General features: G+C 44.7%; 18 protein-coding genes and 5 tRNA genes. 16 read left to right on the top strand and 7 right to left on the bottom strand.

The features are described from left to right. From FTV29_RS12760 to queA, 3 genes are read right to left on the bottom strand one after another with little or no spacing between them, the layout of a single operon-like run. Complete coding sequence (locus FTV29_RS12760; protein WP_005098074.1) at positions 1-570, bottom strand: LemA family protein; 570 nt, start codon at positions 568-570, stop codon at positions 1-3. Positions 571-627: 57 nt separating this feature from the next. Then, positions 628-1,656: a hypothetical protein gene (locus tag FTV29_RS12755; protein WP_180072735.1), complete on the bottom strand. Its 1,029-nt coding sequence runs from the start codon at positions 1,654-1,656 to the stop codon at positions 628-630. A 15-nt stretch (positions 1,657-1,671) separates the two neighbouring features. Next, positions 1,672-2,706 (bottom strand): tRNA preQ1(34) S-adenosylmethionine ribosyltransferase-isomerase QueA, encoded by a 1,035-nt coding sequence (gene queA, locus FTV29_RS12750; RefSeq protein WP_180075582.1) that lies wholly within the window; start codon positions 2,704-2,706, stop codon positions 1,672-1,674. A 167-nt stretch (positions 2,707-2,873) separates the two neighbouring features. Here queA and FTV29_RS12745 point away from each other — a divergent pair. Next, positions 2,874-2,960, top strand: a tRNA-Leu gene (locus FTV29_RS12745). A 252-nt stretch (positions 2,961-3,212) separates the two neighbouring features. Here FTV29_RS12745 and FTV29_RS12740 read toward each other — a convergent pair. After that, the gene (locus tag FTV29_RS12740) at positions 3,213-5,444 is read right to left on the bottom strand and encodes an NADP-dependent isocitrate dehydrogenase (protein ID WP_159138812.1); all 2,232 of its coding nucleotides are present in this window, start codon (positions 5,442-5,444) and stop codon (positions 3,213-3,215) included. Positions 5,445-5,930: 486 nt separating this feature from the next. On the opposite strand from FTV29_RS12740, the gene FTV29_RS12735 reads away from it, so the two are divergent. Next, complete coding sequence (locus FTV29_RS12735; RefSeq protein ID WP_005098068.1) at positions 5,931-6,440, top strand: DUF1543 domain-containing protein; 510 nt, start codon at positions 5,931-5,933, stop codon at positions 6,438-6,440. Positions 6,441-6,576: 136 nt separating this feature from the next. Further along, the gene (locus FTV29_RS12730) at positions 6,577-7,569 is read left to right on the top strand and encodes a DUF2804 domain-containing protein (RefSeq protein ID WP_074383514.1); all 993 of its coding nucleotides are present in this window, start codon (positions 6,577-6,579) and stop codon (positions 7,567-7,569) included. A 63-nt stretch (positions 7,570-7,632) separates the two neighbouring features. Here FTV29_RS12730 and FTV29_RS12725 read toward each other — a convergent pair whose 3' ends face one another. Beyond that, positions 7,633-8,511 (bottom strand): metal-dependent hydrolase, encoded by an 879-nt coding sequence (locus FTV29_RS12725; protein WP_180075581.1) that lies wholly within the window; start codon positions 8,509-8,511, stop codon positions 7,633-7,635. A 143-nt stretch (positions 8,512-8,654) separates the two neighbouring features. Between FTV29_RS12725 and FTV29_RS12720 the strand changes: the two genes are divergently transcribed. Beyond that, positions 8,655-9,692, top strand: coding sequence for an AraC family transcriptional regulator (locus tag FTV29_RS12720; protein WP_180075580.1), 1,038 nt, complete (start codon positions 8,655-8,657; stop codon positions 9,690-9,692). A gap of 48 nt (positions 9,693-9,740) precedes the next feature. Here FTV29_RS12720 and FTV29_RS12715 read toward each other — a convergent pair whose 3' ends face one another. Next, complete coding sequence (locus FTV29_RS12715) at positions 9,741-11,075, bottom strand: Na+/H+ antiporter NhaC family protein (RefSeq protein ID WP_005098063.1); 1,335 nt, start codon at positions 11,073-11,075, stop codon at positions 9,741-9,743. A 365-nt stretch (positions 11,076-11,440) separates the two neighbouring features. Here FTV29_RS12715 and trpA point away from each other — a divergent pair, with 365 nt between their 5' ends. Genes trpA through FTV29_RS12695 form a run of 4 tightly spaced genes read left to right on the top strand, consistent with a single transcriptional unit; the run spans position 11,441 to position 15,438 of the window. Then, a complete protein-coding gene (gene trpA / locus FTV29_RS12710) occupies positions 11,441-12,241 on the top strand; it encodes a tryptophan synthase subunit alpha (protein ID WP_159138815.1) in 801 nt (266 codons plus the stop codon). A gap of 1 nt (position 12,242) precedes the next feature. Beyond that, positions 12,243-13,139, top strand: coding sequence for an acetyl-CoA carboxylase, carboxyltransferase subunit beta (accD, locus tag FTV29_RS12705; protein ID WP_034608357.1), 897 nt, complete (start codon positions 12,243-12,245; stop codon positions 13,137-13,139). Further along, positions 13,136-14,419: a bifunctional tetrahydrofolate synthase/dihydrofolate synthase gene (folC, locus tag FTV29_RS12700; RefSeq protein ID WP_159138816.1), complete on the top strand. Its 1,284-nt coding sequence runs from the start codon at positions 13,136-13,138 to the stop codon at positions 14,417-14,419. Before accD ends, folC begins: the two co-directional genes overlap by 4 nt. Further along, positions 14,416-15,438 carry an SPOR domain-containing protein gene (locus tag FTV29_RS12695; RefSeq protein WP_180075579.1) on the top strand — a complete coding sequence of 341 codons (1,023 nt, stop codon included), beginning with the start codon at positions 14,416-14,418 and terminating at the stop codon, positions 15,436-15,438. The genes folC and FTV29_RS12695 overlap by 4 nt, the downstream gene beginning before the upstream one ends. A 396-nt stretch (positions 15,439-15,834) precedes the next feature. On the opposite strand, the gene FTV29_RS12690 is transcribed toward FTV29_RS12695, so the two are convergent. Continuing rightward, positions 15,835-16,470, bottom strand: a complete 636-nt coding sequence (locus tag FTV29_RS12690) for a peroxiredoxin (RefSeq protein ID WP_180075578.1) — start codon at positions 16,468-16,470, stop codon at positions 15,835-15,837. A 333-nt stretch (positions 16,471-16,803) separates the two neighbouring features. On the opposite strand from FTV29_RS12690, the gene secA reads away from it, so the two are divergent. The 8 genes from secA (at position 16,804) to FTV29_RS12650 (ending at position 23,162) form a co-directional block, all read left to right on the top strand. After that, positions 16,804-19,530, top strand: a complete 2,727-nt coding sequence (secA, locus tag FTV29_RS12685; protein ID WP_005098055.1) for a preprotein translocase subunit SecA — start codon at positions 16,804-16,806, stop codon at positions 19,528-19,530. Positions 19,531-19,667: 137 nt separating this feature from the next. After that, the gene (locus FTV29_RS12680; RefSeq protein ID WP_180075577.1) at positions 19,668-20,021 is read left to right on the top strand and encodes a hypothetical protein; all 354 of its coding nucleotides are present in this window, start codon (positions 19,668-19,670) and stop codon (positions 20,019-20,021) included. Positions 20,022-20,179: 158 nt separating this feature from the next. Next, positions 20,180-21,400, top strand: coding sequence for a bifunctional glutamate N-acetyltransferase/amino-acid acetyltransferase ArgJ (argJ, locus tag FTV29_RS12675; protein WP_074383508.1), 1,221 nt, complete (start codon positions 20,180-20,182; stop codon positions 21,398-21,400). Positions 21,401-21,552: 152 nt separating this feature from the next. Next, on the top strand, positions 21,553-22,620 hold the full coding sequence (nadA, locus tag FTV29_RS12670; protein WP_159138818.1) for a quinolinate synthase NadA: 1,068 nt from the start codon (positions 21,553-21,555) through the stop codon (positions 22,618-22,620). A gap of 151 nt (positions 22,621-22,771) precedes the next feature. Then, a tRNA-Pro gene (locus FTV29_RS12665) sits at positions 22,772-22,848 on the top strand. Between the two features lie 34 nt (positions 22,849-22,882). Then, positions 22,883-22,959: transfer RNA gene (locus FTV29_RS12660), tRNA-Arg, on the top strand. A 33-nt stretch (positions 22,960-22,992) separates the two neighbouring features. Further along, a tRNA-His gene (locus tag FTV29_RS12655) sits at positions 22,993-23,068 on the top strand. 17 nt (positions 23,069-23,085) lie between these two features. Further along, a tRNA-Pro gene (locus tag FTV29_RS12650) sits at positions 23,086-23,162 on the top strand. The last annotated feature ends 660 nt before the right edge of the window (positions 23,163-23,822 follow it).

Here is a 23,822-nt window from a genome sequence, read left to right as displayed (position 1 = left end):
TCAGTGAAAATTTGGACGATAGTCAAAACTCTGGGTTGCGCTCTGATCGCGAAAAGGGCGAACTGCTTTTTTTCCTAACAGCATATTATTAATCACATTGTGTGGAAAAATCTGGATCTGGTTATTAAACAGTTCCACATTGCGATTATAAATGGTAATTGCCGCACCGACATTTTCATTCTGTTCTTCAATTTCAGCCATCATTTTCAGATAAATGTCATTGGCTTTTAGCTCGGGATAGTTTTCAACCACTACATTGAGGCTATGCATGAGTTGTTTGTTCAGGCTTTCAATGCGCTGTAACTGAGAAATGTCGGCATCGTTGATATTTAAATTCATGATGTTCTGACGCAGTTCGGTGACTTTTTCCAGTGTGCCTTTTTCAAAAGAAGAATATTGCTCGACCAGCGGCTGCAGTCCATCCAGAATTTTCAGTTTCTGCCGTTCATAACTGGCAACATCCGACCAGGCGCGAATCGTCGCGTTGTGATGACGGACAATACTGTTGCGGATCATAATGATCAGCACAATCAGCGCAATAATAATCAAACATAAAACCAAAAATCCCATGCGAGATATCCCCAATTCATATTTATATTCTGAAAATATTGATTTAAAAAAAAGCAGTTATTTTAAAAACTGCACAAGATCATGTTGTAACTGTTCGAGTTGTCTTAATTTAAACGTTCTGAGATGGCCGCGCAATGTCGAAATATCATTGATATGACGATGCTTGCTCGACACCTGAAATAAATCATGAGGCCCCAGATAGCAGAGCATCCGATTTTCCGGATGAAACAGTAAATCCCCCTGACGCTGTGCAAAAAAATCGGCCAGACGCAGTACAAAACCCGGACTGAGTAATTTGGCGGTTTGCATCGGATCACTGCCATAAAAGCTTAAGCGTTGATTGGTACGAATATCGCTACTATGCCAGGGATGGTTATAAGGATAATAAAATTTACGTCGAGAAGTCGTGACCGCCAGTCCCTGAATCTGGATATCAAAGACAAACACGCCCCACAGGTCTTTGTGAACCTGCATTAATTTAACCGGCTGCCCTTGCTTGTTGCGAACCTGTACTTCATCAATATAGTGATATTGAAACAGCAGCACCTGATGTTGCTGGCCGTTTTCATCTTCCCATACCGTGCTGGCATAACGTGTAATCTCATTACTCAAAGAACCTTGATTGAATAAGGGGAATAAACGTTTTAAATGTCCAATAAAATGCAGGGGATTTAAAGGAATTGAAATATGCTGTGGCTGTTGCTGAAAGGCAAGCTGATATTTTTTGGCCAGTGCTGCATCTTCCAGAAAGCCAATAATTTCATCTAATGGTTGTTGTTGCTCATAGCAAAGATAGGCCCAGAACAGCAGCAGACCGCCCAGAAAAACGCCACTTTGAATCCAGATATTTTCCGGTGCAATAAAAATGCTGACGATGAGCAACAAACCAATACCAGCCAGCGCCAATGGCAGATTATTTTCAAATTTTAGCGTTATCGGGCCATTCCAGGGATGCAATCCGTCCAGCAGGTCTTGATGACTCTTGGCTTGACGGCCCAAATCCCACAGCCGGGCGATATTCTGAAACACCACTGCATTTTTCTTGCGGCGAATATGAATGGACTGTTGTACAGACTCGATCGGCATGGGCAGCTATTCTCGCTATTGTGCCTGATCAATCAGCATGGCATCGCCATAACTGAAGAAACGATATTGGCTGTCTACTGCATGCTTGTAGGCATTCAGAATGTTGTCACGATTGGACAGGGCAGACACCAGCATTAACAGGGTCGATTCTGGTAAATGGAAGTTGGTAATCAAACGATCGATCACTTTAAACTGATAACCCGGATAAATGAAAATCTGGGTATCACCGGTCCAGCCTTTCAGCTCACTGCCATTGGCCTGCGCCGCACTTTCTGTGGCACGGGTAGCCGTTGTACCAACGGCAATGACTTTATTGCCACGCGCTTTAGTTGTTTTGATGAGTTCCATCGACTCATCGGACACCTGGCACCATTCGCTGTGCATGATGTGATTTTCAATATCGGTAGTGCGGACTGGTAAGAATGTACCTGCGCCCACATGTAGTGTGACAAAGGTGGTCTGAATCCCTTTGGCTGCTAACTTTTTCAATAAGTCTTCATCGAAATGCAGAGAAGCCGTAGGTGCTGCGACACTGGCCAGCTTGGTTGGATCATTAAACACAGTTTGATAACGTTCGGTATCAATTTCTTCTGCTTCACGGTTGAAATAGGGCGGAATAGGGAGGGCGCCATATTTGTCTAAGACATCTAAAATCGGCTGTGAAAATTCCACAATAAACAGGTTTTCATGACGACCTTGCACGGTCACTTTTACTGCATCTGGGCCAATAAACAGTTCTGCACCGGCTTTCGGTGAGTTGCTGGCCTTGATATGACAATGTGCAATGAACTGATCCATCATGCGTTCAACCAGTACTTCTATGGCACCGCCTGAGGCACGTTTGCCTTTTAGACGTGCTTTCATGACTTTGGTGTCGTTCAATACCAGTAAGTCGCCGTCTTCAAGCAAGTCCAGAATGTCGGTAAATTGATGGTCGTGATATTGACCGTGTGCGTCGAGGTGCAGCAGGCGAGAGGCACTGCGTGTTTCCAGAGGATAGCGAGCAATCAGCTCATCGGGGAGATCAAAATTAAAATCAGAAAGTTGCATGATGATTTACGCTAAAAAAACTGCGGCTAGTATAAACTTTTTTCTTTTTTATAGCGGGAATTGCTCGATTTTAAAACGAAAAAATGCCATTTGTTTTAAAAATAAACAAATGTAAATATTCTGCGTTGACAGTGCCGAGAAATCGCGTATTATACCTTTCATCCACTCCCGAGGTGGTGAAATTGGTAGACGCGGCGGACTCAAAATCCGCTGTCAGAGATGACGTGTCGGTTCGAGTCCGACCCTCGGGACCAAAATTCTAGAAAACCCCAAGCACATTCAGTCTTGGGGTTTTTTATTGTCTGTATATTTAAAAGTATTTATTTTCATCATTTCTTAAAATGGTTTTTGACTGAATTTGAGTGGTTTTGTCAGTAAGATGATGATTTATATCTATAGCGAAAAATAGATTAATTGAATAACTTTGATACATCAATCAGACATAAAAAACCGGCGCCTAGACGCCGGTTTTTCTACATCACTGACTGAGTCAGTTCTGCAAAAGCTTAGATCGTAGCAAGTGCTGCATTCAAAGTAGCACTTGGACGCATCACTGCATTTACTTTCTCTTGATCAACAGCGTAGTAACCACCGATGTCTACTGATTTGCCTTGAACTTCAGCAAGCTCAGTAACGATTTTTTCTTCATTTTCAGCTAAAGTTTTTGCAAGTGGTGCAAATTTCGCTTTCAATTCAGCATTTTCGTCTTGAGCAGCAAGTTCTTCAGCCCAGAACTTCGCCAGGTAGAAATGGCTACCACGGTTGTCGAGTTCGCCAGTACGACGAGAAGGTGACTTGTCGTTATCTAGCAATTTGCCAGTTGCACGGTCTAAAGTTTTAGCAAGTAACTTGATGTTGTCATTGCCTTCTTTAATACCCATTTCTTCTAGAGAAACTGCAAGCGCCATGAATTCACCGAGTGAATCCCAGCGTAAGTGGTTTTCTTCAACTAACTGCTGTACGTGTTTAGGCGCAGAACCGCCTGCACCTGTTTCATACATGCCGCCACCCGCCATTAACGGCACGATTGACAACATTTTCGCAGATGTACCCAATTCCATGATCGGGAACAAGTCAGTCAGGTAGTCACGCAGGATGTTACCTGTTACAGAAATGGTATCTAGACCGCGCGCAACACGTTCAAGCGTATAACGCATTGCACGTACTTGTGACATGATCTGGATATCAAGACCGGCAGTGTCGTGATCTTTCAGGTATTTTTCAACTTTCTTGATCAGTTCATTTTCGTGTGGACGGTACGGGTCAAGCCAGAAGATTGCCGGCATGCCGGAGTTACGTGCACGCGTTACTGCAAGTTTCACCCAGTCGCGGATCGGTGCGTCTTTCACCTGACACATACGCCAGATATCGCCTTCTTCCACGTTTTGTGACATCAACACTTCGCCAGTTTCAAGATCAACGATGTTAGCAATACCCGCTTCAGAGATCTCGAAAGTTTTGTCGTGTGAACCGTATTCTTCCGCTTTTTGTGCCATCAAACCAACGTTCGGTACTGTACCCATTGTACGTGGATCAAAATTGCCATTCCACTTACAGAAGTTGATCATTTCCTGGTAAATACGTGCGAATGTTGATTCAGGCATGACGGCTTTACAGTCATAAGGTTTGCCATCAGCGCCCCACATTTTACCGCCACCACGGATCATTGCAGGCATAGAAGCATCTACAATCACGTCGTTTGGTGAATGGAAGTTCGTGATGCCTTTGGCAGAATCAACCATCGCAAGTGCTGGACGATGTTCTTGGCAAGCATGTAGATCTGCAATGATTTCTTCACGTACAGAGGTTGGTAGAGTTTCGATCTTTTCATAAAGACCAGCCATACCGTTGTTTACGTTCACGCCAAGCTCATCAAATAACTTGCCGTGTTTTTCAAATGCGTCTTTGTAGTAAATTCTCACACAGTGACCGAATACGATCGGGTGTGAAACTTTCATCATGGTTGCTTTCACGTGAAGTGAGAACAAGATGCCGGCTTCTTTACAATCATCTAATTCTTTTTCATAGAAATCGCAAAGCGCTTTTTTGCTCATGAACATTGAATCGATGATTTCGCCATCTTGAAGCGCAACTTTTGGCTTAAGAACGATGGTTTTACCAGACTTGGTGATCAATTCCATTTTCACATTACGTGCACGGTCTAAAGTCATCGACTTTTCGCCATGGTAGAAGTCGCCTTCGTCCATGTGTGAAACGTGAGTTTGAGACCACTGTTTCCACTCGCTCATAGAGTGTGGGTGTTTTTTCACATAGTTTTTAACGGCAGCAGGTGCACGACGGTCTGAGTTACCTTCACGTAGTACCGGGTTTACTGCTGAACCAAGACATTTGCTATAACGTGCCTTGATTGCTTTTTCTTCTTCAGTGGCCGGGTTTTCAGGATAGTCAGGAAGGGCATAGCCTTTAGACTGGAGTTCCTTGATACACGCTGTTAGCTGGCCAACAGAAGCACTGATATTTGGGAGTTTGATAATGTTCGTGTCTGGATCTTGTGTAAGACGACCTAGCTCAGCTAGAGTGTCAGGCACCTTTTGCTCTTCGCTTAGGTAATCTGTAAATTCAGAGAGCACGCGCACAGCTACAGAGATGTCACTTTTGACGATCTCAACGCCAGCTGGCTTAGTAAAGGTCTCAATGATCGGCAGCAGAGAATAAGTCGCCAGTAATGGCGCCTCGTCGGTCAGTGTGTAAATGATAGTTGACTTTCCACCAGCCATATATAGCCCCTTGCGTTGGATTGAGTTTCTGAGGGCCGAACTTTTGGTCCAGCCTCATTGAACCGATTTGCTTAAATAAAAACATTGAGAGTATCGTCTTTCAGCGCATTTCAGTCAACGAAATATGCTTTTAGATTGAAATTTGGGCGAAAATTTGTACAGATTTGTATGGTTTAGCTGTGTTTGTATTTTGTACAAAAAAATAATTTTCTGCGATTAGAAATCATTATGGTGCTGGAAAGAAATTTTATGCTACCAGATTGTATTCACTGAAGATGAGTTTTTGAGCATTGGGCGGGATCATGATGATCTCGAAATACAAATGAATGTTGAGTAATCAGATACTATTTCGGGACAATTTCTTCGGGTCAATTGAGGAAATTTGTCTTGACGAATCATCATCTCAATATCATGGAATTACTTTGCGATATACTTCTAAGCATTGATCAAATCATTCTTAAAATTGCAGCGAAATAAGGAAATCGAATGCCCAGTTTATTTATTGTGATGCTTGGTGGCCGTCATGCCCGTGCCAATACAGAAGTTCATGATGTGGTACTGGCAGTAGGCGAAACTCTGGAAGAAACCTATCCTCAACTGAAAAATGCCTGGTTTGCCGAGCAAAAAGGGCTGCATATTGATGCCTGGGCGCAAATTAATGGACTGGAGTTCGAGGGCAAAAATTATCACGTTCAATTTAGCGATGCTGCCCCGAATCAGGCTGCCGAAAAGCTTTGGCTGATTAATTTAGGGGGGTATGATGCACGTGAATTTGGTGAGCTGCACCGTTATGTGCTGGTGGTGGCACAGAATGCCATGGTGGCAAAACAGCGCGGTAAAGCTTATTTCGCCAAGCACTGGCAAAAACAGCATACTGACCGGGTGCTGGATGTCGATGATTGCATTGCGATTGATCAGGTGTATGGCCGATATGTACAGCTGGTGGAGGGACATTTTAGTGCGAATCGCTGGGAAAATACCTATCTCACGATTTAAAACTGAAGCATAGGGCTATAGCGTGGCTGAGGGTCAGGATTCGACGAGTGACTTAAAAAAAATCTTTATCAAAGTTCAATAATCTGCATAATACCGGAAAGGAAAAACAGCTTTTGACTGAGATGGAACATCTTAAATGGATTTAATTCAGGCAAATGGACAACCGCACTATGGACGTTTCAAGGAACTTCCAAAAAGTATTGACTATCAGGCATATCAATACAAGAACCCTTATGGTCAGGTGCTGTCAGGCTGGCGTAAGCATCTAAAATATAAGAAATTCAAATTTTGTAGTATTCAGCACGAACATTATACCATTGGGCTGGCGATTGCCGATATTGCATGGGCAGGGCACAGTTTTGTCTATGTCTACAATCATATGACCAATGACGTTCTGGAATGGAATGCGATTAATTTCCTGTCTCGCCATACTGTGCTGGATGAACAACCATTATTCAATCACAGTTATTTTCATAAATCGCCTTTTCAGGTCGATATTCAGCATGCCAACGGTGTGCGCTATATCAATGTCAGTAAATACGGCGAAATTCAGCTCAGTGCACGAATCTTTTGTGCAGGAACCGATCCTTTAAGTATGTGTAGCCCAACTGGTATTAATGGTTGGACTTATACGCAAAAGCTCACGACCTTAGGTTGCGAAGGCTATTTTTTAAATAAACAAAAACAAAAGATTCAATTTAACGAACGAACTTTTGCCTTGCTGGATGACACCTGTGGCTTTTTACGTCCAGAAACTGCCTGGTTTTGGTTGTCGTGTAACTTTTGGGATGCGACCAATCAGCGGATTGGAATTAATTTAGCATCCGGTGTTAACGAAAGCTTTGGTAATGAAAACTGTTTATGGATCAACGGAAAAATTTATCCATTGGCTGATGTGCTCTTTCAGCAGGCATCCGAAACTCAATGGACGATTCAATCGCTAGATGAAAAGCTAAATCTGACTGTAAGCACAGGCTGGCGACGTTATGAAAATCTGAATTTGCGTCTGGTCGGCAGCCAGTTTAGCCAGTGGCAGGCCAAAGTCTGTGGCACCATTCAGCAGGATGATCAGGAAATTATTTTACTGAATGAATATGCCTTGCTTGAGCAGCATTATGCCAAATGGTAAATCATCTTAAATCAAAAAGCCTTCAAGTTAATGAAGGTTTTTTGATTTAAGCGATGCTCACGTTTAGTCTTTCGCGGCCTGCCAGAAGGCTTCACCGGCTTGAATCGGATCGCCGGTTTCATTTAGGGTGTTGATCCAGACATCGTATTGGGCAATCACTGGGTGCTGACTCGGATGAAAGTCTTTTTTAAACCAGTCTCGATACTGTTTGCCCATTCGGGTCAATGTGCCTTTTGGGCCAAAAAACCAGGGTAAGCTCTTGAGATTCATCTGCAAGCGTTGCAAGAGACTAAAGCCATCATGTTTCAGCATGACATTGGCACGGTAGACGGTAAAACTAAACATTAAAATGGTCGTGCTGACTAAGGTGGCTCGACGGGTAAATTCTGGGGTTTTAGCCACATTTTTCATCACATCAAAAGCTACATCGCGGTGTTCCATTTCCTCAATGGCATGCCAGGCCAATAATGCCCGTACAAAAGGATGGGCATCTTTCAGGGTCTGTTTTTGTCCATAAAAAGTTTCTGCCATAAGCGCCGTTAAATGCTCTGCCGCAGCGGTAATGGCAATATTAAACTGGGGTGAGCGGTGCTTCAGATCATAATTGAAAATTTTATTTAAACGTTCAATAAATTGGTCTACAGGCATGCCTTGCTCGCGCATCAACTGATTCATTTTGTCATGCGCGATGCCGTGCTGGGCTTCCTGGCGGATAAAATCCGCGACACGTTGTTGCAGCTCCGGGTCCTGGATCTGATCGCGGAACAGGCGGACACTCTGAATAAAATAACGCTCGCCGTCTGGAAAGGTCAGGCTCAGGGCATCGAACATGCGCGTCATGAAGGGGTCGCCGCCGAACCAGTAACGTGGAATTTCATCCAGTTTAAAATCAAGTTGGGTGCGAACCACAGGCTGTAGGGCGGATTTTAATATGGCGTTCATCTTGTAGATTCTTTTTTATGACGATGCGAACAGTATGTCGGGGAATCCTGTAATTGTTTTGACAGCGCTTGCCAATTTTTATACATTTTATGCCAAATGAAAATAAAAACTGCTCAGACTAAAGCAGGTAGCGAGAAGCGCGCATGCAAGACATAAAAATATCCAATGGTTATATTCAACTCTGGGCGACCTATCTGCGTGGTCTGCAAATTGAGCCTTTGGAAGCTGACTTTCTGCAAGATGTACATGAAGCGCTTGTGACCCTGATTGATCAGCCTTTTGCCACGCAAGTGTCGCTGGAATTATTGAATCAGCTTCTTTTAACAACCCGGCTGTATTTAAACTGTCCGCAGCTGATTTTCGAGATTGTACAGGTCATTCGCCCAGAACATTTTGGTGTGCTCGGTTATATGGCTTCGCGGAGCAGTAGTGTTTCGGAAATGATCGGCTATAGCATGCGTTTTCAACGACTGGTGGTTGATGGCGGTGAGTTTGTACCTTTGCAGTTGAAGCAGCATGAACACAGTATTGAATTATACTGGGCCTATCTGGACGAAAAATATAATCTGCTAAATGAACTGACCATGGCCGCGATGGTGCAGTTGGGACGTGTCATTTTACAGGATCATCAACTGTTACTGCACTGTGTACGTTTTGCCCATGCGCCCGATAGGGGACAAATGCATTATCAAAAGTTTTTCGCCAGCGAGGTGAGATTTTCCCAAGCCTACTATGGCATAGAACTGGATCTACAAGGACTGGCACATCGGTCTGAGCATGCTGACCCCATATTATTGCAGTTGCTGACTCTTCAGGCGGAACAGGCGATTGCAGCAAAAGTACCTGTTGAAAATACCTTGCAGCAAGCACAGCAAATCATTGCCGAACAGTTGCGAACCAGGCAACAGGCGATCAAAATTGAGCAGCTTGCCCAGCAGTTGTGGATGTCGACCCGAAGCTTGCAACGCTTATTCAGCATATATCAAACTTCATTTAAAAAACTGCTGCAACAGCAGCGCATCAAACGCTGTGAGATTTTGTTACAGCAGGGGCTTAGTCTGAGCGAGATTGCTGAAGCGCTGGATTATTCCGACCAGTCGGCCTTGGCCCGCGCCTATAAAGCAGCCACCGGACAGACTTTGTTCCAGCGCAAGAAACAGTTAAAGCATGCACAGCAATAAAAAAGCGACCCAATCAGATCGCTTTTTGATGTGAGGATGATACAGAGATTAAGCGGTTGCTTTAAGGTTGGGGAATCTCAACGCAATCGCAGCAATTGCGAAGATGGCCAGAATCCAGCAATAGTACAAGCCGCCAATCAGTTCAACCGGTGAGATTTTTGCAATCGAGCAGGCGAGGAGCAACTGTGCACCATAAGGAATCAGACCTTGTACCACGCAGGAGAAAATATCCATCAGTGCTGCAGAACGCTTGGGATCCACGCCGTATTCTTTGGCGACTTCACGTGCCATATCACCCGACAGAATAATTGCGACGGTATTATTGGCCACAAAGATATTTGAAAATACCACCAGAAAGCTGATCCCGATTTCGCCGGCCCTTTGCTGCCCAACTTTAAACAGACGGGTCAGGCTATAAATGCGCTCGATTAGCCAGCGTAAACCACCTTCACGTTGCATGATCGCTGACAGACCCCCCAGAAACATGGACAGTAATGCCACTTCAAACATGCCGACAAAGCCGTCATAAATCGAAGTATTCAGCTTGAGCAGGTTAAATTCAGGCGTCGCAAACAGACCGAACAGACCCGAAAGCAAAACACCAATGGTCAGTACTGCGAGGACATGCAGGCGACTAAAAGCCAAAACAAAGACCGCAATATAAGGTAAGACCAGTAACCAGTTAAAATCTTTATATTCTACGGGGCTGGAGCTGCCTGTACTTAAAATATAAATCACAATGGTGCTGATAGAGGCCGGTACAGCAATCCAGACATTGACTTTAAACTTGTCACGTAATTGCACCCGCTGGCTGGTGGTGGCTGCAATGGTGGTATCTGAAATCATGGAAAGGTTGTCACCGAACATGGCACCGCCTACGACTGCACCAATGGCGTAGATCACATTAATATCGGTGACCTGGGTAAAACCAAAGGCAATCGGGGCACAAGCTGCAATGGTGCCCATGGAGGTGCCCATCGCCGTGGCAATAAATGCCGAGATGATAAACAGCATCGGCAAGATAAATTCAGGCGGAATAATCGACAGGCCCAGTTGTACCGTGGCATCCACACTGCCAATCGCACTGCTGACACTGGCAAAGGCACCGGCCAGCATAAACACCATAAACATCAAAATTAAGTTCGGATGACTGGCCCCTTTTAGAAAGGCTTCAATGCCCTGATTGAGTTTGCCGCGATACACCAATGCAGCCAAAATAATCGCAGGCAGGGCAGCAACAGGCGCTTTCACCTGATAGAACGCGAATTCGGTTCCAATCAGGGAATGATAGATCCCGCTACCCAAAAACAGGGTTAAAAATACAATAAGCGGCAGCAGTGCAATGGCGCGTGCCTGCACTGTAGCCTCAGAATCAGTCTGCATAGGAGATAAAAAAGTAAGAGAATAGGACTAGTATAAAGCAGGTTTTGCAATTTCAGAAAACTTTAAATGAATGCGCTAACATCTGCATTTTTATTAATTTTTGCATGATAAAAATAAGTTTATCTAAATATTCAGGATTTTGGCTAATAGCAAAATTAGGCATCTTTGATCATTGTGAAAAAAATCAAAATAATCGTAAATAGACCCTTCCGAATTGTTTTGAAATCTTCGTACAGGAAATGAAATACTCGAGGTCGGTATCGCAGACTGTTCATTGGACAAAAAATAGCGTTACAATGCGACGTCTTGTATTTTTACATAGTCAATGCCTCAAGTTTGAAACACGTTAAGGAAAGCTCAGCCCTATGTCACGTTTAGCCACACGATTTGAACAACTTAAATCTCAACAGCGTAAAGCTTTAGTTTCTTATGTGATGGCTGGTGATCCGCATCCAGAGGTCACTGTACCTTTGCTCCATGCAATGGTAGAGGCGGGTGTCGATGTGATTGAGCTGGGTCTTCCTTTCTCCGACCCGATGGCAGATGGTCCCGTAATTGCTTTAGCGGCTGAACGTGCGCTGGCAGGCGGAACCAATACTTTGGACGCACTGCACATGGTGAAAGAATTTCGCTTGAAAGATCGCGAAACACCTGTGGTGCTGATGGGTTATCTGAATCCGGTCGAAGTGATTGGCTATGAAAAGTTTGTGGCTTATGCTTACGAATGTGGAGTAGATGGCGTGCTGCTGGTGGACTTACCGCCAGAGGAAGCACAAAGTCTGGGTGAAGTACTGGAAAAATATGACATGGATCAGATTTTCCTGCTGGCACCCACTTCAACCGATGCACGTATTCAACACGTAGCGAAACAGGCCACTGGCTTTATTTACTATGTATCCTTGAAAGGCGTGACCGGTGCAGCAACTTTAGATGTCTCTGAAGCCGCTGCCCGCATTCAAAAGATTAAAGCTGTGACTGATGTTCCTGTAGGCGTAGGTTTCGGTATCAGCGATGCTGCATCTGCGAAAGCGATGGGTGTTGCTGCCGATGCAGTTATTGTGGGAAGTGCGTTTGTAAAGCAGTTTGCAACGCTTGCACCAGAACAAGCCGTTGTTGCGACGGTGAATAAAGTCAAGGAGCTTCGAGCAGCGCTCGATGAGTTATAGTATGAGTCAACCCGTGAAATCAGGCAAAATTCTGAGCCCATCGACCCCATGGACGGAACGCATTGTTCCAGGCATTCATGTACCCGATGAGCAAACGATCTACAAAGCGACATTTACCGAGCCTACGGTCGAGTGTCCTGAATGTCATGCTTTGGTGACCCGTACCGCGATGTCATTCAATGCCTATGTTTGTCCGCAGTGTGATGAGCATTTACGCATGAAAGCCCGTGATCGCCTGAACTGGTTCTTTGACCAGGTACAGACTGAACTGGGTCAGGAGTTTAAGGCTAAAGATCCGTTAAAGTTTGTCGATAGCAAAGCTTATCCAGAGCGTATGGCAGAAGCGCAAAAGAAAACCGGCGAAACCGAAGCGTTGGTCGTGATTCAAGGCCTGCTAAAAGATGTCCCAATGATTGCCTGTGCATTTGAATTCGATTTCATGGGCGGCTCTATGGGGACAGTGGTCGGTGACCGTTTTGTTCAGGCGGCAGAGCGTGCGATTGAAGCCCGTCAGCCCTTGATCTGCTTTGCTGCTTCAGGCGGTGCACGTATGCAGGAAGGCATGTTGTCCTTGATGCAAATGGCACGTACTTCGGCTGCTATCCAGCGTTTAAAAGAAGCAGGCCTGCCTTATGTGGTGGTATTGACGCATCCGGTATACGGTGGTGTCACTGCATCATTGGCGATGCTGGGTGATGTACATCTGGCTGAACCGAAGGCGATGATTGGCTTTGCCGGTAAACGAGTGATCGAACAAACTGTCCGTGAAAAACTGGAAGAACCGTTCCAGCGCGCGGAATATTTGCTTGATCATGGGGTAATCGATCAGATTGTTCACCGTCACGCATTACGTGATACAGTTTACCGTATTGTTACGAAATTGATGAACCTGCATTGAACACAGCACCGCTAGCAACAGATTCTTTAAGTACATGGCTCGATTATTGGAGCCATGTTCACGTTACGGGTATTGATTTAGGTCTGGAACGGGTTATTCCGGTGGCTGAAAAGCTCGGTGTGACACGTCCGGCGGCCAAAGTGCTGACGGTGGCTGGAACCAATGGTAAGGGTTCAACCACCACCACACTGGCTGCGATTTTGAATGCACAAGGCTTCAAGGTCGGACTGTATCAATCTCCACACGTGTACCGTTTCAATGAGCGGGTAAAACTGCGCGGCATTGAAGTTGAAGATCAGTTGTTGGTGGATGCTTTTGTTCAGGTGGATCAGGCTCGTCGCGAATGTGATTTGAGCCTGTCTTTCTTTGAAGCGACCACTTTGGCCGCTTTTGTGATTTTTAAAGATCAGTTATGTGATGTCTGGGTGCTGGAAGTCGGTCTGGGCGGTCGTCTGGATGTGGTTAATGTGGTTAATCCGGATGTAGCAGTGATTACCAATATTGGTCTGGATCATACCGATTGGCTCGGTGATAGCATCGAGAAAATTGCCTTTGAAAAAGCCGGAATTATCCGGCCGAATATTCCGGTGGTGTTTGGTGGACAGCAACAGATTCCACAAGCCATTTTAGCTAAAACTCAGCAATGCAACGCGCCCTTATATGCGGTGAATCGTGATTATTTCTATGAAGTATGTGCAGATGGCCAGTCTTGGGCCTTTGCCTCTTCGGGTACGACCTTAAAACTTCCTACAGGATCGTTGGCGCTGGATAATATTTCCACCGCTGTGGCTGCAATTTTGCTGAGCGGTTTAACGGTCAGTCAGCAGGCGATTGCACAAGGGATTCAGACTGCAAAGTTGCCGGGACGTTTTGAAGTCTGTCAAATCCAGAATAAAACCGTGATTTTTGATGCCGGACATAATCCGCATGGGGTCGAGTTTCTGCTGAAACAGTTGCGAAACTATTTAAATTACAATCAAAACTATAAAAATATCGTTTGTGTGTTTTCAATGTTGGCAGATAAAGATATAAATTCTGTCACCAAGTTATTGAAAGACACGGTTCAATTGTGGAAAATTGCACCATTATCCGTCCCACGTGCGGCAGAGCTCACAGTTTTGGCTGAAGCTCTAGGCGGTGAGGCGGTAGAACAATTTGACAATGTGAAATTAGCTTTTAAATCAGCACTGGATCAAACAGATAATAATCAGCTGATTTTGGTATGTGGATCATTTCATACCTTAGAAGCGGTATGGGAGTATTTGGAAGAATGTCAATGAATAACAAACAGCGCTGGATGGGCGGTGTTGTTTTACTCGGTGGTGGTGTTTTATTGGCAGCATTACTCCTGAAAGGTCAAGATGAAATCAAGCAGGATCGTCAGCAGAAACCGGCACAGGTTGCGGAAGTGGAAACTAAGGATGCAGTGAATCATTCGCTGGGTTCCTTGACGGTCGATGTGGAAACAGAAAAGCGTTTACTTGAACAGCAACGCCGTGATCGGGAAAAATCTGTGGCAGAGCAGGAGGCTCGTGCGGCTGAATTTTTAGCGATGCAGCAGCAGGCAGAAGCAGATGCGGCGCGTAAAGCGGCTGAAGAATATGCTGCACTTAATGCGCATCGTATGGGACAGCAAAGCTCGGATAATATTCCACCAGAACTGGTCGAAGACGAACAGGCCAAACAGAAACGCTTGGCTGAAGAAAAGGCTGCACAAGACAAAAAGCTAGCCCTGCAGAAGCTTGAGCAGCAAAAAGCCAACAGTTCAACTGAAGCGGCCAAGAAAGAAGCGGAGCGTAAAGCCGCTGAAAGCAAAGCGGCTGAAGAAAAACGTAAATTGGAGCAACAGCAAAAAGCCGAAGCAGAACGTAAGACGGCTGAGGCAAAACGTAAGGCTGAGGAAGAGCGTAAGGCAGCCGAGAAGAAAGAAGCTGAACGTAAAGCCGAAGACAAACGTAAGGCTGAAGAAGCCAAGAAAAAGGCAGCAGAAGACGCCAAAAAGAAAGCAGAAGCTGAGCAGGCACGTAAATTGCTGGAAGGTGAAAGTGACAAGCAGTGGATGGTGCAGGTCGCACTGGCAGCCAATGAAGCCAATGCAGATGCGGTTGCGGCAAAACTGCGTGCCAAGGGTTATAAAGTGACCAAGAGTCCAACCTCTAAAGGGATTCGTATCATGGTCGGTCCATCAAAGGATCGGGAAACTGCTGATGCTTCGCGTAAAAAAATCGCTGCAGATGACAGTCTGAATATGAAATCTGCCTGGGTGATTGACTGGGTGCCTTTAGATAAGCGTAACTAAGACGGCGTATTACTGTACTTTGGTTTAAAATGGATTCAGGTTATGCCTGAATCCATTTTTATTGGGGAGCAAAAATTAAAAAGGTGACAAAGCTCTCAGGATTAAAAAAGCCTATCTAAAGATAGGCTGGTGATGAACTTCGAAACCGGCACGTCATTCGGGTTAGAAATTCAGTTTTAATCTTGCTGCTTTTTATATAGATACATCAACGTTAAGAGTGGATGTACTTATACATATTCTTTATGAACAGAGCAGTGCTCTGCTTATCTATTACTGCGCACTTCACTTGTGTTGCGCAAAATTAAAAAGGAATCGTTTTAATTTGTTGCTCGAAGCATAGCTTCTCGTCTTCTTGCGGAATATATTCCTCAGGGCGAAGCAGTGTCTTGCTGATCCTCACTCAGGATGTGGCGTTAAGCGCAGGTAAGGCGTGATCGCGGTATACCCTTTAGGAAAACGTTGTGCAATTTCAGTCTCATCTTTTAGGGAAGGCACAATCACCACATCATCGCCATGCTGCCAATTGGCAGGTGTTGCGACTTTATGGCTGTCGGTGAGTTGCAATGAATCCACCACACGCAAGATTTCATGGAAATTACGACCCGTCGATGCCGGATAGGTAATAATCAAATGGACTTTTTTGTTTGGATCGATGACCACCAAAGAGCGAACTGTGAGCGTTTCACTGGCATTCGGGTGAATAAAGTCATATAGTTCAGACACTTTACGATTCTGATCGGCAATGATCGGAAAATTGACCGTGGTATTTTGCGTTTCATTGATGTCTTTAATCCAGCCATGATGCGATTCAACATCATCAACCGATAAGGCAATGGCTTTGACACCACGTTTTTCAAATTCATCTTTCAACTTTGCGGTATAACCAAGTTCAGTAGTACATACCGGCGTATAGTCCGCCGGATGTGAAAATAAAATGCCCCAGCTATCGCCCAGAAAATCATAAAAATTAATCAGGCCTTCACTGGATTTCTGTTCAAAATTCGGTGCGGTGTCGCCTAGACGTAAACTCATCTTTTTGCCTCAATTGGTCTTTTAATGTAGAGATGAGATTTAATATGAACTAATTTTTTTATGATTAAAAATAGTGTTTTTAGCTTTCTTTATGAATAAATAGCATAAGTGATTTGTTTTATCTATCTAGAATCAAACAAATCAGTCGTCTAATTGACTATATTGCACAGCTAAAGTTTGCTACATTACTTTGCCTTAGATCTCGGGGCTAGAACTCAGGATCAGATTTTTTTCAGCGGTTTTATAGCAAAACCCTTGTAGTTCAAATTTCTAGCACCATAATAACGACTAAGAACATATTCATTTGACAAGCAAGATTTAGAGAGTCTATTCATGTTGGCAAGTCTGATCGGAGGAATCTTCGGTACCAAAAATGAGCGCGAACTCAAACGCATGCGTAAAATCGTAGACAAGATTAATGTGCTCGAGCCGACGATATCTACCCTTAGCGATGCAGACTTATCTGCAAAAACTGAAGAATTCAAACAACGATATAATAAGGGTGAAAACCTCGATAAATTATTGCCTGAAGCATTTGCAGTCTGTCGTGAAGCCGCCAAGCGGGTCATGGGCATGCGTCATTATGACGTGCAGCTGATCGGTGGTATTACCTTGCACGAAGGTAAAATTGCAGAGATGCGTACCGGTGAGGGTAAAACCCTGATGGGTACCTTGGCCTGTTACCTGAATGCCATCAGCGGTCAGGGTGTGCATGTCATTACCGTGAACGATTACCTGGCACAACGTGATGCCGAGCTCAACCGTCCATTATTTGAATTTTTGGGTTTAAGCATCGGGATTATTTATTCCATGCAAAATCCGATGGAAAAAGCGGAAGCTTATCGTGCCGATATTACCTACGGTACCAATAACGAATTTGGCTTTGATTACCTGCGTGACAACATGGTGTTCTCGCTGGCTGAGAAAAAGCAGCGTGGTTTAACCTATGCGATTATTGATGAGGTCGATTCGATCCTGATTGATGAAGCACGTACTCCGCTGATTATTTCCGGTCAAAGTGAAGATTCTTCACAGCTTTATGCAGCCATTAATAATATTCCACCAAAATTACAGGCACAGAAAGAAGAGAAAGTGCCGGATGGCGGTCACTTCTGGATTGATGAAAAACAGCGTTCAGTTGAAATTACTGAAGTGGGTTTTGAAACCATTGAAAGTGAACTGATTGAAATGGGCTTGTTGGCAGAAGGCGAGAGCTTGTATTCAGCGTCGAACCTGAATCTGTTGCATCATGTGACTGCGGCAATTCGTGCCCATTATTTATATCAACGTAACGTGCAATACATCATCAATGATGGTGAAGTGATTATCGTCGATGAAAATACCGGTCGTACCATGCCGGGCCGTCGCTGGTCTGAAGGTTTGCATCAGGCGGTAGAAGCCAAAGAAGGTCTGGAAATTCAACCAGAGAACCAGACCCTGGCAACCACAACCTTCCAGAACTATTTCCGTCTGTATAAAAAATTATCGGGTATGACCGGTACCGCTGATACTGAAGCCGCGGAAATGAAAGAAATTTATGGTCTGGATGTGGTGCTGATTCCGACCCATCGTCCAATGATCCGTGATGACCAGAACGATTTAATCTATTTAAATCGTGAAGGCAAATATAACGCGATTATTCAAGAAATTCAGCGTGTGCATGAAGCCGGTGTTGCGCCAATCTTGATTGGTACGGCAACCATCGAAGCATCTGAGATTCTATCCGATAAGCTGAAAGCTGCGGGCATTACCCACGAAGTACTGAATGCCAAACAGCACGAACGTGAAGCGGATATTATTGCGCAAGCTGGTGCGCCGCGTGCCGTAACCATTGCCACCAACATGGCGGGGCGTGGTACCGATATTCTGCTGGGTGGTAACTGGAAAGCATTGCTGGCCAAAATTGAAAATCCGACAAGCGATGACGAAGCGCGTCTGAAAGCGGAATGGGATGTTAATCATCAATCTGTTCTGGATTCGGGTGGCTTGCATATTATCGGTTCTGAACGTCATGAATCACGCCGTATCGATAACCAGTTGCGTGGTCGTGCAGGCCGTCAGGGGGATCCGGGTGTATCGCGTTTCTACCTGTCGCTTGAAGATGACTTGATGCGTATTTTCGCCGGTGACCGTGTGGTGGGTATGATGCGTGCCATGGGCTTGCAGGAAGATGAAGCGATTGAACACAAAATGGTGTCTCGCTCGATTGAGAATGCACAGCGTAAAGTCGAAGCACGTAACTTCGATATTCGTAAGAACTTGCTGAAATACGATGACGTGAATAACGAACAGCGTAAGATTATTTATAGTCAGCGTGATGACATTCTGGCAGAAAATTCGCTGCAAGATTATATTGAAGAAATGATCCGTGAAGTGATGCAGGGTGTAATTGCCAATTATATTCCGCCTGAGTCGATTCATGACCAGTGGGATATTGAAGGTCTGGAATTGGCCTTGCGTGAAGACATGTCACTGGATCTTCCTATCGCACAATGGCTGGAACAGGACCGTCGTCTCGATGAAGAGGCATTGGTGGTGCGTATTAGCGATGAAGTACTGAATCGTTACCGTTCACGTCGTGAACAAATGGGTGCGGAATCTGCAGCATCGCTTGAACGTCACTTTATGCTGAATTCTCTGGATCGTCACTGGAAAGAACATCTGGCAGCGATGGATTACTTGCGTCAGGGCATCCATTTACGTGGCTATGCACAGAAAAATCCAGAGCAGGAATATAAAAAAGAAGCCTATAACCTGTTTGTGAATATGCTGGGTGTCATCAAATCGGATGTCGTTACAGATTTATCGCGTATTCATGTTCCAACACCTGAAGAGCTGGCTGAAATGGAAGCGCAGCAGCTGGCACAGGCTGAGGCAATGCGTTTGCAGTTATCTCATGATGAGTTCGACGGTTTACTGGCAGATGAACATGAAAATACGACTGAACAAAATGCTGAGGCAAATCCGGTAGCGCCAGTCTTTGAAGCGCCGGCAAGCCGTAATGCACCTTGTCCATGTGGTTCAGGCCTGAAATATAAACAGTGTCATGGCAGAATCTAAGCGATATTGAAAATCAGAGCCACATGGCTCTGATTTTTTATGTATAAAGATTTTTCAGAAACTGAATACTATTTGCAGTCCTGCGGATTAAATGGTATTTAATGGCTCATTCAACACCGAAAAGTGGAATAACCTGAATGAAAAAAGTATTAAAAACGCTCATGATTGCCGCTTTGGCCATGCCTGCTTTAAGTTTTGCAGAAACTGCAGCCACCACGACACTTGATAAAGTTCAGCAAGCAGTGGGTTCTACTACAGCTCAAGTACAACGTACAGATGAACAAGTGACCGTGGTCAGCCCGCGTACCGGGATTCGTTATACCTTTGCCAATCAGAATCGCCCGATTGTGTTGCAGACCGCTGCGATTGCACCGGCCAATGCGGCCAATGCAGATCGTATTGTGGCATCTAATCCGGCACTTTCTGCCGCGAGTCAGCAGCAAGCGAAGCAGGCTTTATTAAATGAAGCAGGGCAACTTGCGAAAAATTAAAATCTCCGATTTTTTAAAATGCAGAAACCAGTCTTGATGACTGGTTTTTTATTGTGAAAATCCATCATAAATCTCAAGCTGACTCAGGCTTTGGCTCGATTTTTTGTTGCAGATCAACTAAGCTGTATTTTTCCGAAACTTCAATATTGGACTTTAAAATGGCAGTTGGTGACGTATCTATGCCACAGATGCATGTGGTAAAAGGGGTTAAAATTGGTTCGGCTGAAGCCTATGTGCGCTATCAGAACCGACGTGACCTGGTGATATTTGAACTGGCTGCAGGCTCCAATGTTGCAGGGGTATTTACTCAAAATGCCTTCTGTGCAGCCCCTGTGCATGTATCTAAAGCGCATTTACAGGTAGGGAATCCGCGTTACCTGGTGATCAATACCGGTAATGCCAATGCAGGAACCGGCCCTACAGGCATGGCAAATGCAGAAGCCACCTGTGCCAAGCTGGCTGAACTGGCAGGGGTACAGGCTGCTGAAGTCTTACCATTCTCTACGGGTGTCATTGGCGAGCAATTGCCAATGGAGCGTTTGCTCAGCGGTTTACAACCTGCGCTAGACTCATTGCGTGATGATGCCTGGGTCGATGCTGCAACGGGAATCATGACCACAGATACTACACCGAAAGGCGCTTCAGAGCAGTTCGAGCTGGATGGTGCCACCTATACCATGACCGGTATTTCCAAGGGTGCCGGCATGATTCGTCCAAATATGGCGACTATGCTGGGTTATGTGGCAACCGATGCTCCAATCAGCCGTGAACTGGTTCAGCAGTTATTAACAGAAACAGTAAATGTGTCGTTTAACCGCATTACCATCGATGGTGATACTTCAACCAATGATTCCTGCATCTTGATTGCCACAGGTCAAGGCGGGGGGGCTGAAATTACTTCGACTGAAGATCCACGTTATGCAGTCGTGCTTGATGTGTTAATGCGTACCATGAAACGCTTGGCGCAACTGATTGTGCGTGATGGTGAAGGTGCCACCAAATTTATTACAGTTGCGGTAGAAGGTGGTGCTAATATTCAGGAATGCTGTGATGTGGCTTATAGCATTGCACATTCGCCATTGGTTAAAACTGCGATTTTTGCTTCTGATCCAAACTGGGGGCGTATTCTGGCAGCGATTGGTTATGCTGGTGTGCCGAATTTAGACGTTGCAAAAATTCAGGTTTGGTTAGATGATGTACAAATCTGTAAAGATGGTGGTGCGGCGGCAGACTATACTGAAGCAGCTGGTGCAGGTGTGATGGCCCAAGCTGAAATGACGATTCGTGTTGATCTTGGACGTGGTACAGCGAAAGACACGGTCTATACCTGTGACCTGTCTTATGATTACGTCAAGATTAATGCAGATTATCGTTCATAATTCAGATCGTTTCTAAAGCCTCCGTTGTGGGGCTTTTTTTATATCTTATGATTTTTAATGACTGGTCAAAAATGGCATTTTGCCAATTGTGATTAGGGTGTAGGGTAAATGTCCGTGTCATAACGGATAATTAGGGTAGAGTAAGAGTTGTTATGAATAGTGCGACCAAATTAATAGCCAATGAAGCAAAGTCGATTGTGCAGGCGCATTTAGATCGTTTAGGCGTTCCTCAAGAACATCAAATGAGCCAGCAGGAAAAATTAGACAAATTTGCACAAATCAAGGCTGAGCTGGAAAAACAGGATGCCGTTTTGGTGGCGCATTATTATTGCGATCCTGAAGTGCAAGAACTGGCTGAGTTGACCGGTGGTTGTGTTTCGGATTCTCTGGAAATGGCACGTTTTGGTCGCGATCATCCAGCCTCTACGTTGGTGGTGGCAGGAGTGAAATTTATGGGTGAAACCTCAAAAATTTTATCTCCAGATAAAACCGTGCTGATGCCAACCCTGGAAGCAACCTGTTCACTGGATCTTGGTTGTCCGGTTGATGAATTTACAGCTTTTTGCGATGCGCACCCCGATCATACCGTGGTGGTGTATGCCAATACTTCCGCAGCGGTGAAAGCGCGTGCCGATTGGGTAGTGACTTCTAGCTGTGCAGTGGAAATTATTGAACATCTGGATAGTCTCGGTGAAAAAATTATCTGGGCGCCGGATCAGCACTTGGGCCGATATATCCAAAGCAAAACCGGTGCAGAAATGTTGCTCTGGGATGGTGCCTGTATCGTGCATGAAGAATTCCGTTCACGCGGTATTGTCAATATGAAAGCACTCTATCCCGATGCTGCGGTGTTGGTACATCCGGAATCCCCCATGTCTGTAGTCGAGATTGCCGATGCAGTAGGCAGTACCTCGCAACTGATTAAAGCCGCACAGACTTTGCCACATCAGCGTTTAGTTGTGGCTACGGATCGTGGTATCTTCTATAAAATGCAGCAAGCAGTTCCCGATAAAATCCTGATTGAGGCACCAACTGCGGGGGAAGGGGCAACCTGTCGTTCTTGTGCGCATTGTCCGTGGATGGCAATGAATGAGCTGGATGGTATTTTGCATGTATTACAGCATAAGGATCAGGAAGTACATGTCGATCCTGTACTGGCTGAACGCGCAAAACTGCCTCTAGATCGCATGTTGAATTTTAGTGCCGGACTAAAACGTTAAAATTTGTATAAAAAATGTCTGAAGCGCTTGATAAATAAACGCTTGGCGCGTTTTTTAGGTTTTTTTTTAAGATAGGTGTTGACGTCTCCGGGCGTCACGCCTAGAATGCACACCGTACCGAACGATGTTCGATACGAAAGCTGAGATGAATCGGAGCATAGCACAGCCTGGTAGTGCACCTGGTTTGGGACCAGGGGGTCGTAGGTTCGAATCCTACTGCTCCGACCAATTCTTCAAGGCAAATGATGTTTGCATCAGTAACGCGCTTGTAGCTCAGTTGGATAGAGCATCCGCCTTCTAAGCGGATGGTCACAGGTTCGAATCCTGTCAGGCGCGCCATTTGGTCGCTTGATGTTAAGAATCAAAATGATGGTGGATGTAGCTCAGTTGGTAGAGCCCTGGATTGTGATTCCAGTTGTCGCGGGTTCGAATCCCGTCATTCACCCCAACTTTTAAAGTTGAAATCGGAGCATAGCACAGCCTGGTAGTGCACCTGGTTTGGGACCAGGGGGTCGTAGGTTCGAATCCTACTGCTCCGACCATCTCCTTAAAGATGGTCGAGATAAAAGATACCGCGTTAAGCGGTTTTTTTATGCCTAAAATTTAATAAATATAAAAAATACACAATATTATTTATAGTCGCCTTTTTAATAATTGTTTATGTAATCACTTGTATCTCTATATCAATTTATTTTTCACTCAATATAGCTATGCAGGTGAGATGGGTTTTTTATTTTATGTCTTTTGCTGAAGAAGGATTATGATGCGTTTAAGGATGGGGGAATATTGAGGCATTCTCATTTTCATACTATTTTATTTTGGTGAAGTGTATGCGTTCCTCAGCATTTATATAAAAGGGAAATATAAATAATTTATCAGTCTTGATATCTATATTTTTCTTACTAAAGAAAAGATGAATTACAATATAAATCTGAAATCCACCAGAAATATCTTTTATAAGTAAATAAACACTATAAACCTCCTTGGAATGTATATTTTTTACTCAGGAAATAGGAAAACCTGCACTTTTTGTAGAATAAATAAACAGTCGTTGGGTTTTTGCTGAATTATTTAGAAATAGGGGTTGTATTGGGTTGGGGATCCTGTAGAATGCACATCCATCGGCGGTGATGAAGATTAAAACTTCTGATAAAACAGTGACTTAGTTAAGACTGATTGAGTTGGGTTTTAGAAAGAAAGTT

The organism is Acinetobacter sp. YH12254, from assembly GCF_013417415.1.
GTDB lineage: Bacteria > Pseudomonadota > Gammaproteobacteria > Pseudomonadales > Moraxellaceae > Acinetobacter > Acinetobacter pseudolwoffii.
This window is presented reverse-complemented; position numbering and strand designations above follow the sequence as displayed.

Excerpts from the sequence above, each read along its gene's own strand:
- FTV29_RS12760 (WP_005098074.1), bottom strand. The coding sequence starts at position 570 with ATGGGATTTTTGGTTTTATGTTTGATTATTATTGCGCTGATTGTGCTG.
- FTV29_RS12755 (WP_180072735.1), bottom strand. The coding sequence starts at position 1,656 with ATGCCGATCGAGTCTGTACAACAGTCCATTCATATTCGCCGCAAGAAA.
- queA (WP_180075582.1), bottom strand. The coding sequence starts at position 2,706 with ATGCAACTTTCTGATTTTAATTTTGATCTCCCCGATGAGCTGATTGCT.
- FTV29_RS12740 (WP_159138812.1), bottom strand. The coding sequence starts at position 5,444 with ATGGCTGGTGGAAAGTCAACTATCATTTACACACTGACCGACGAGGCG.
- FTV29_RS12735 (WP_005098068.1), top strand. The coding sequence starts at position 5,931 with ATGCCCAGTTTATTTATTGTGATGCTTGGTGGCCGTCATGCCCGTGCC.
- FTV29_RS12730 (WP_074383514.1), top strand. The coding sequence starts at position 6,577 with ATGGATTTAATTCAGGCAAATGGACAACCGCACTATGGACGTTTCAAG.
- FTV29_RS12725 (WP_180075581.1), bottom strand. The coding sequence starts at position 8,511 with ATGAACGCCATATTAAAATCCGCCCTACAGCCTGTGGTTCGCACCCAA.
- FTV29_RS12720 (WP_180075580.1), top strand. The coding sequence starts at position 8,655 with ATGCAAGACATAAAAATATCCAATGGTTATATTCAACTCTGGGCGACC.
- FTV29_RS12715 (WP_005098063.1), bottom strand. The coding sequence starts at position 11,075 with ATGCAGACTGATTCTGAGGCTACAGTGCAGGCACGCGCCATTGCACTG.
- trpA (WP_159138815.1), top strand. The coding sequence starts at position 11,441 with ATGTCACGTTTAGCCACACGATTTGAACAACTTAAATCTCAACAGCGT.
- accD (WP_034608357.1), top strand. The coding sequence starts at position 12,243 with ATGAGTCAACCCGTGAAATCAGGCAAAATTCTGAGCCCATCGACCCCA.
- FTV29_RS12695 (WP_180075579.1), top strand. The coding sequence starts at position 14,416 with ATGAATAACAAACAGCGCTGGATGGGCGGTGTTGTTTTACTCGGTGGT.
- FTV29_RS12690 (WP_180075578.1), bottom strand. The coding sequence starts at position 16,470 with ATGAGTTTACGTCTAGGCGACACCGCACCGAATTTTGAACAGAAATCC.
- secA (WP_005098055.1), top strand. The coding sequence starts at position 16,804 with ATGTTGGCAAGTCTGATCGGAGGAATCTTCGGTACCAAAAATGAGCGC.
- FTV29_RS12680 (WP_180075577.1), top strand. The coding sequence starts at position 19,668 with ATGAAAAAAGTATTAAAAACGCTCATGATTGCCGCTTTGGCCATGCCT.
- argJ (WP_074383508.1), top strand. The coding sequence starts at position 20,180 with ATGGCAGTTGGTGACGTATCTATGCCACAGATGCATGTGGTAAAAGGG.
- nadA (WP_159138818.1), top strand. The coding sequence starts at position 21,553 with ATGAATAGTGCGACCAAATTAATAGCCAATGAAGCAAAGTCGATTGTG.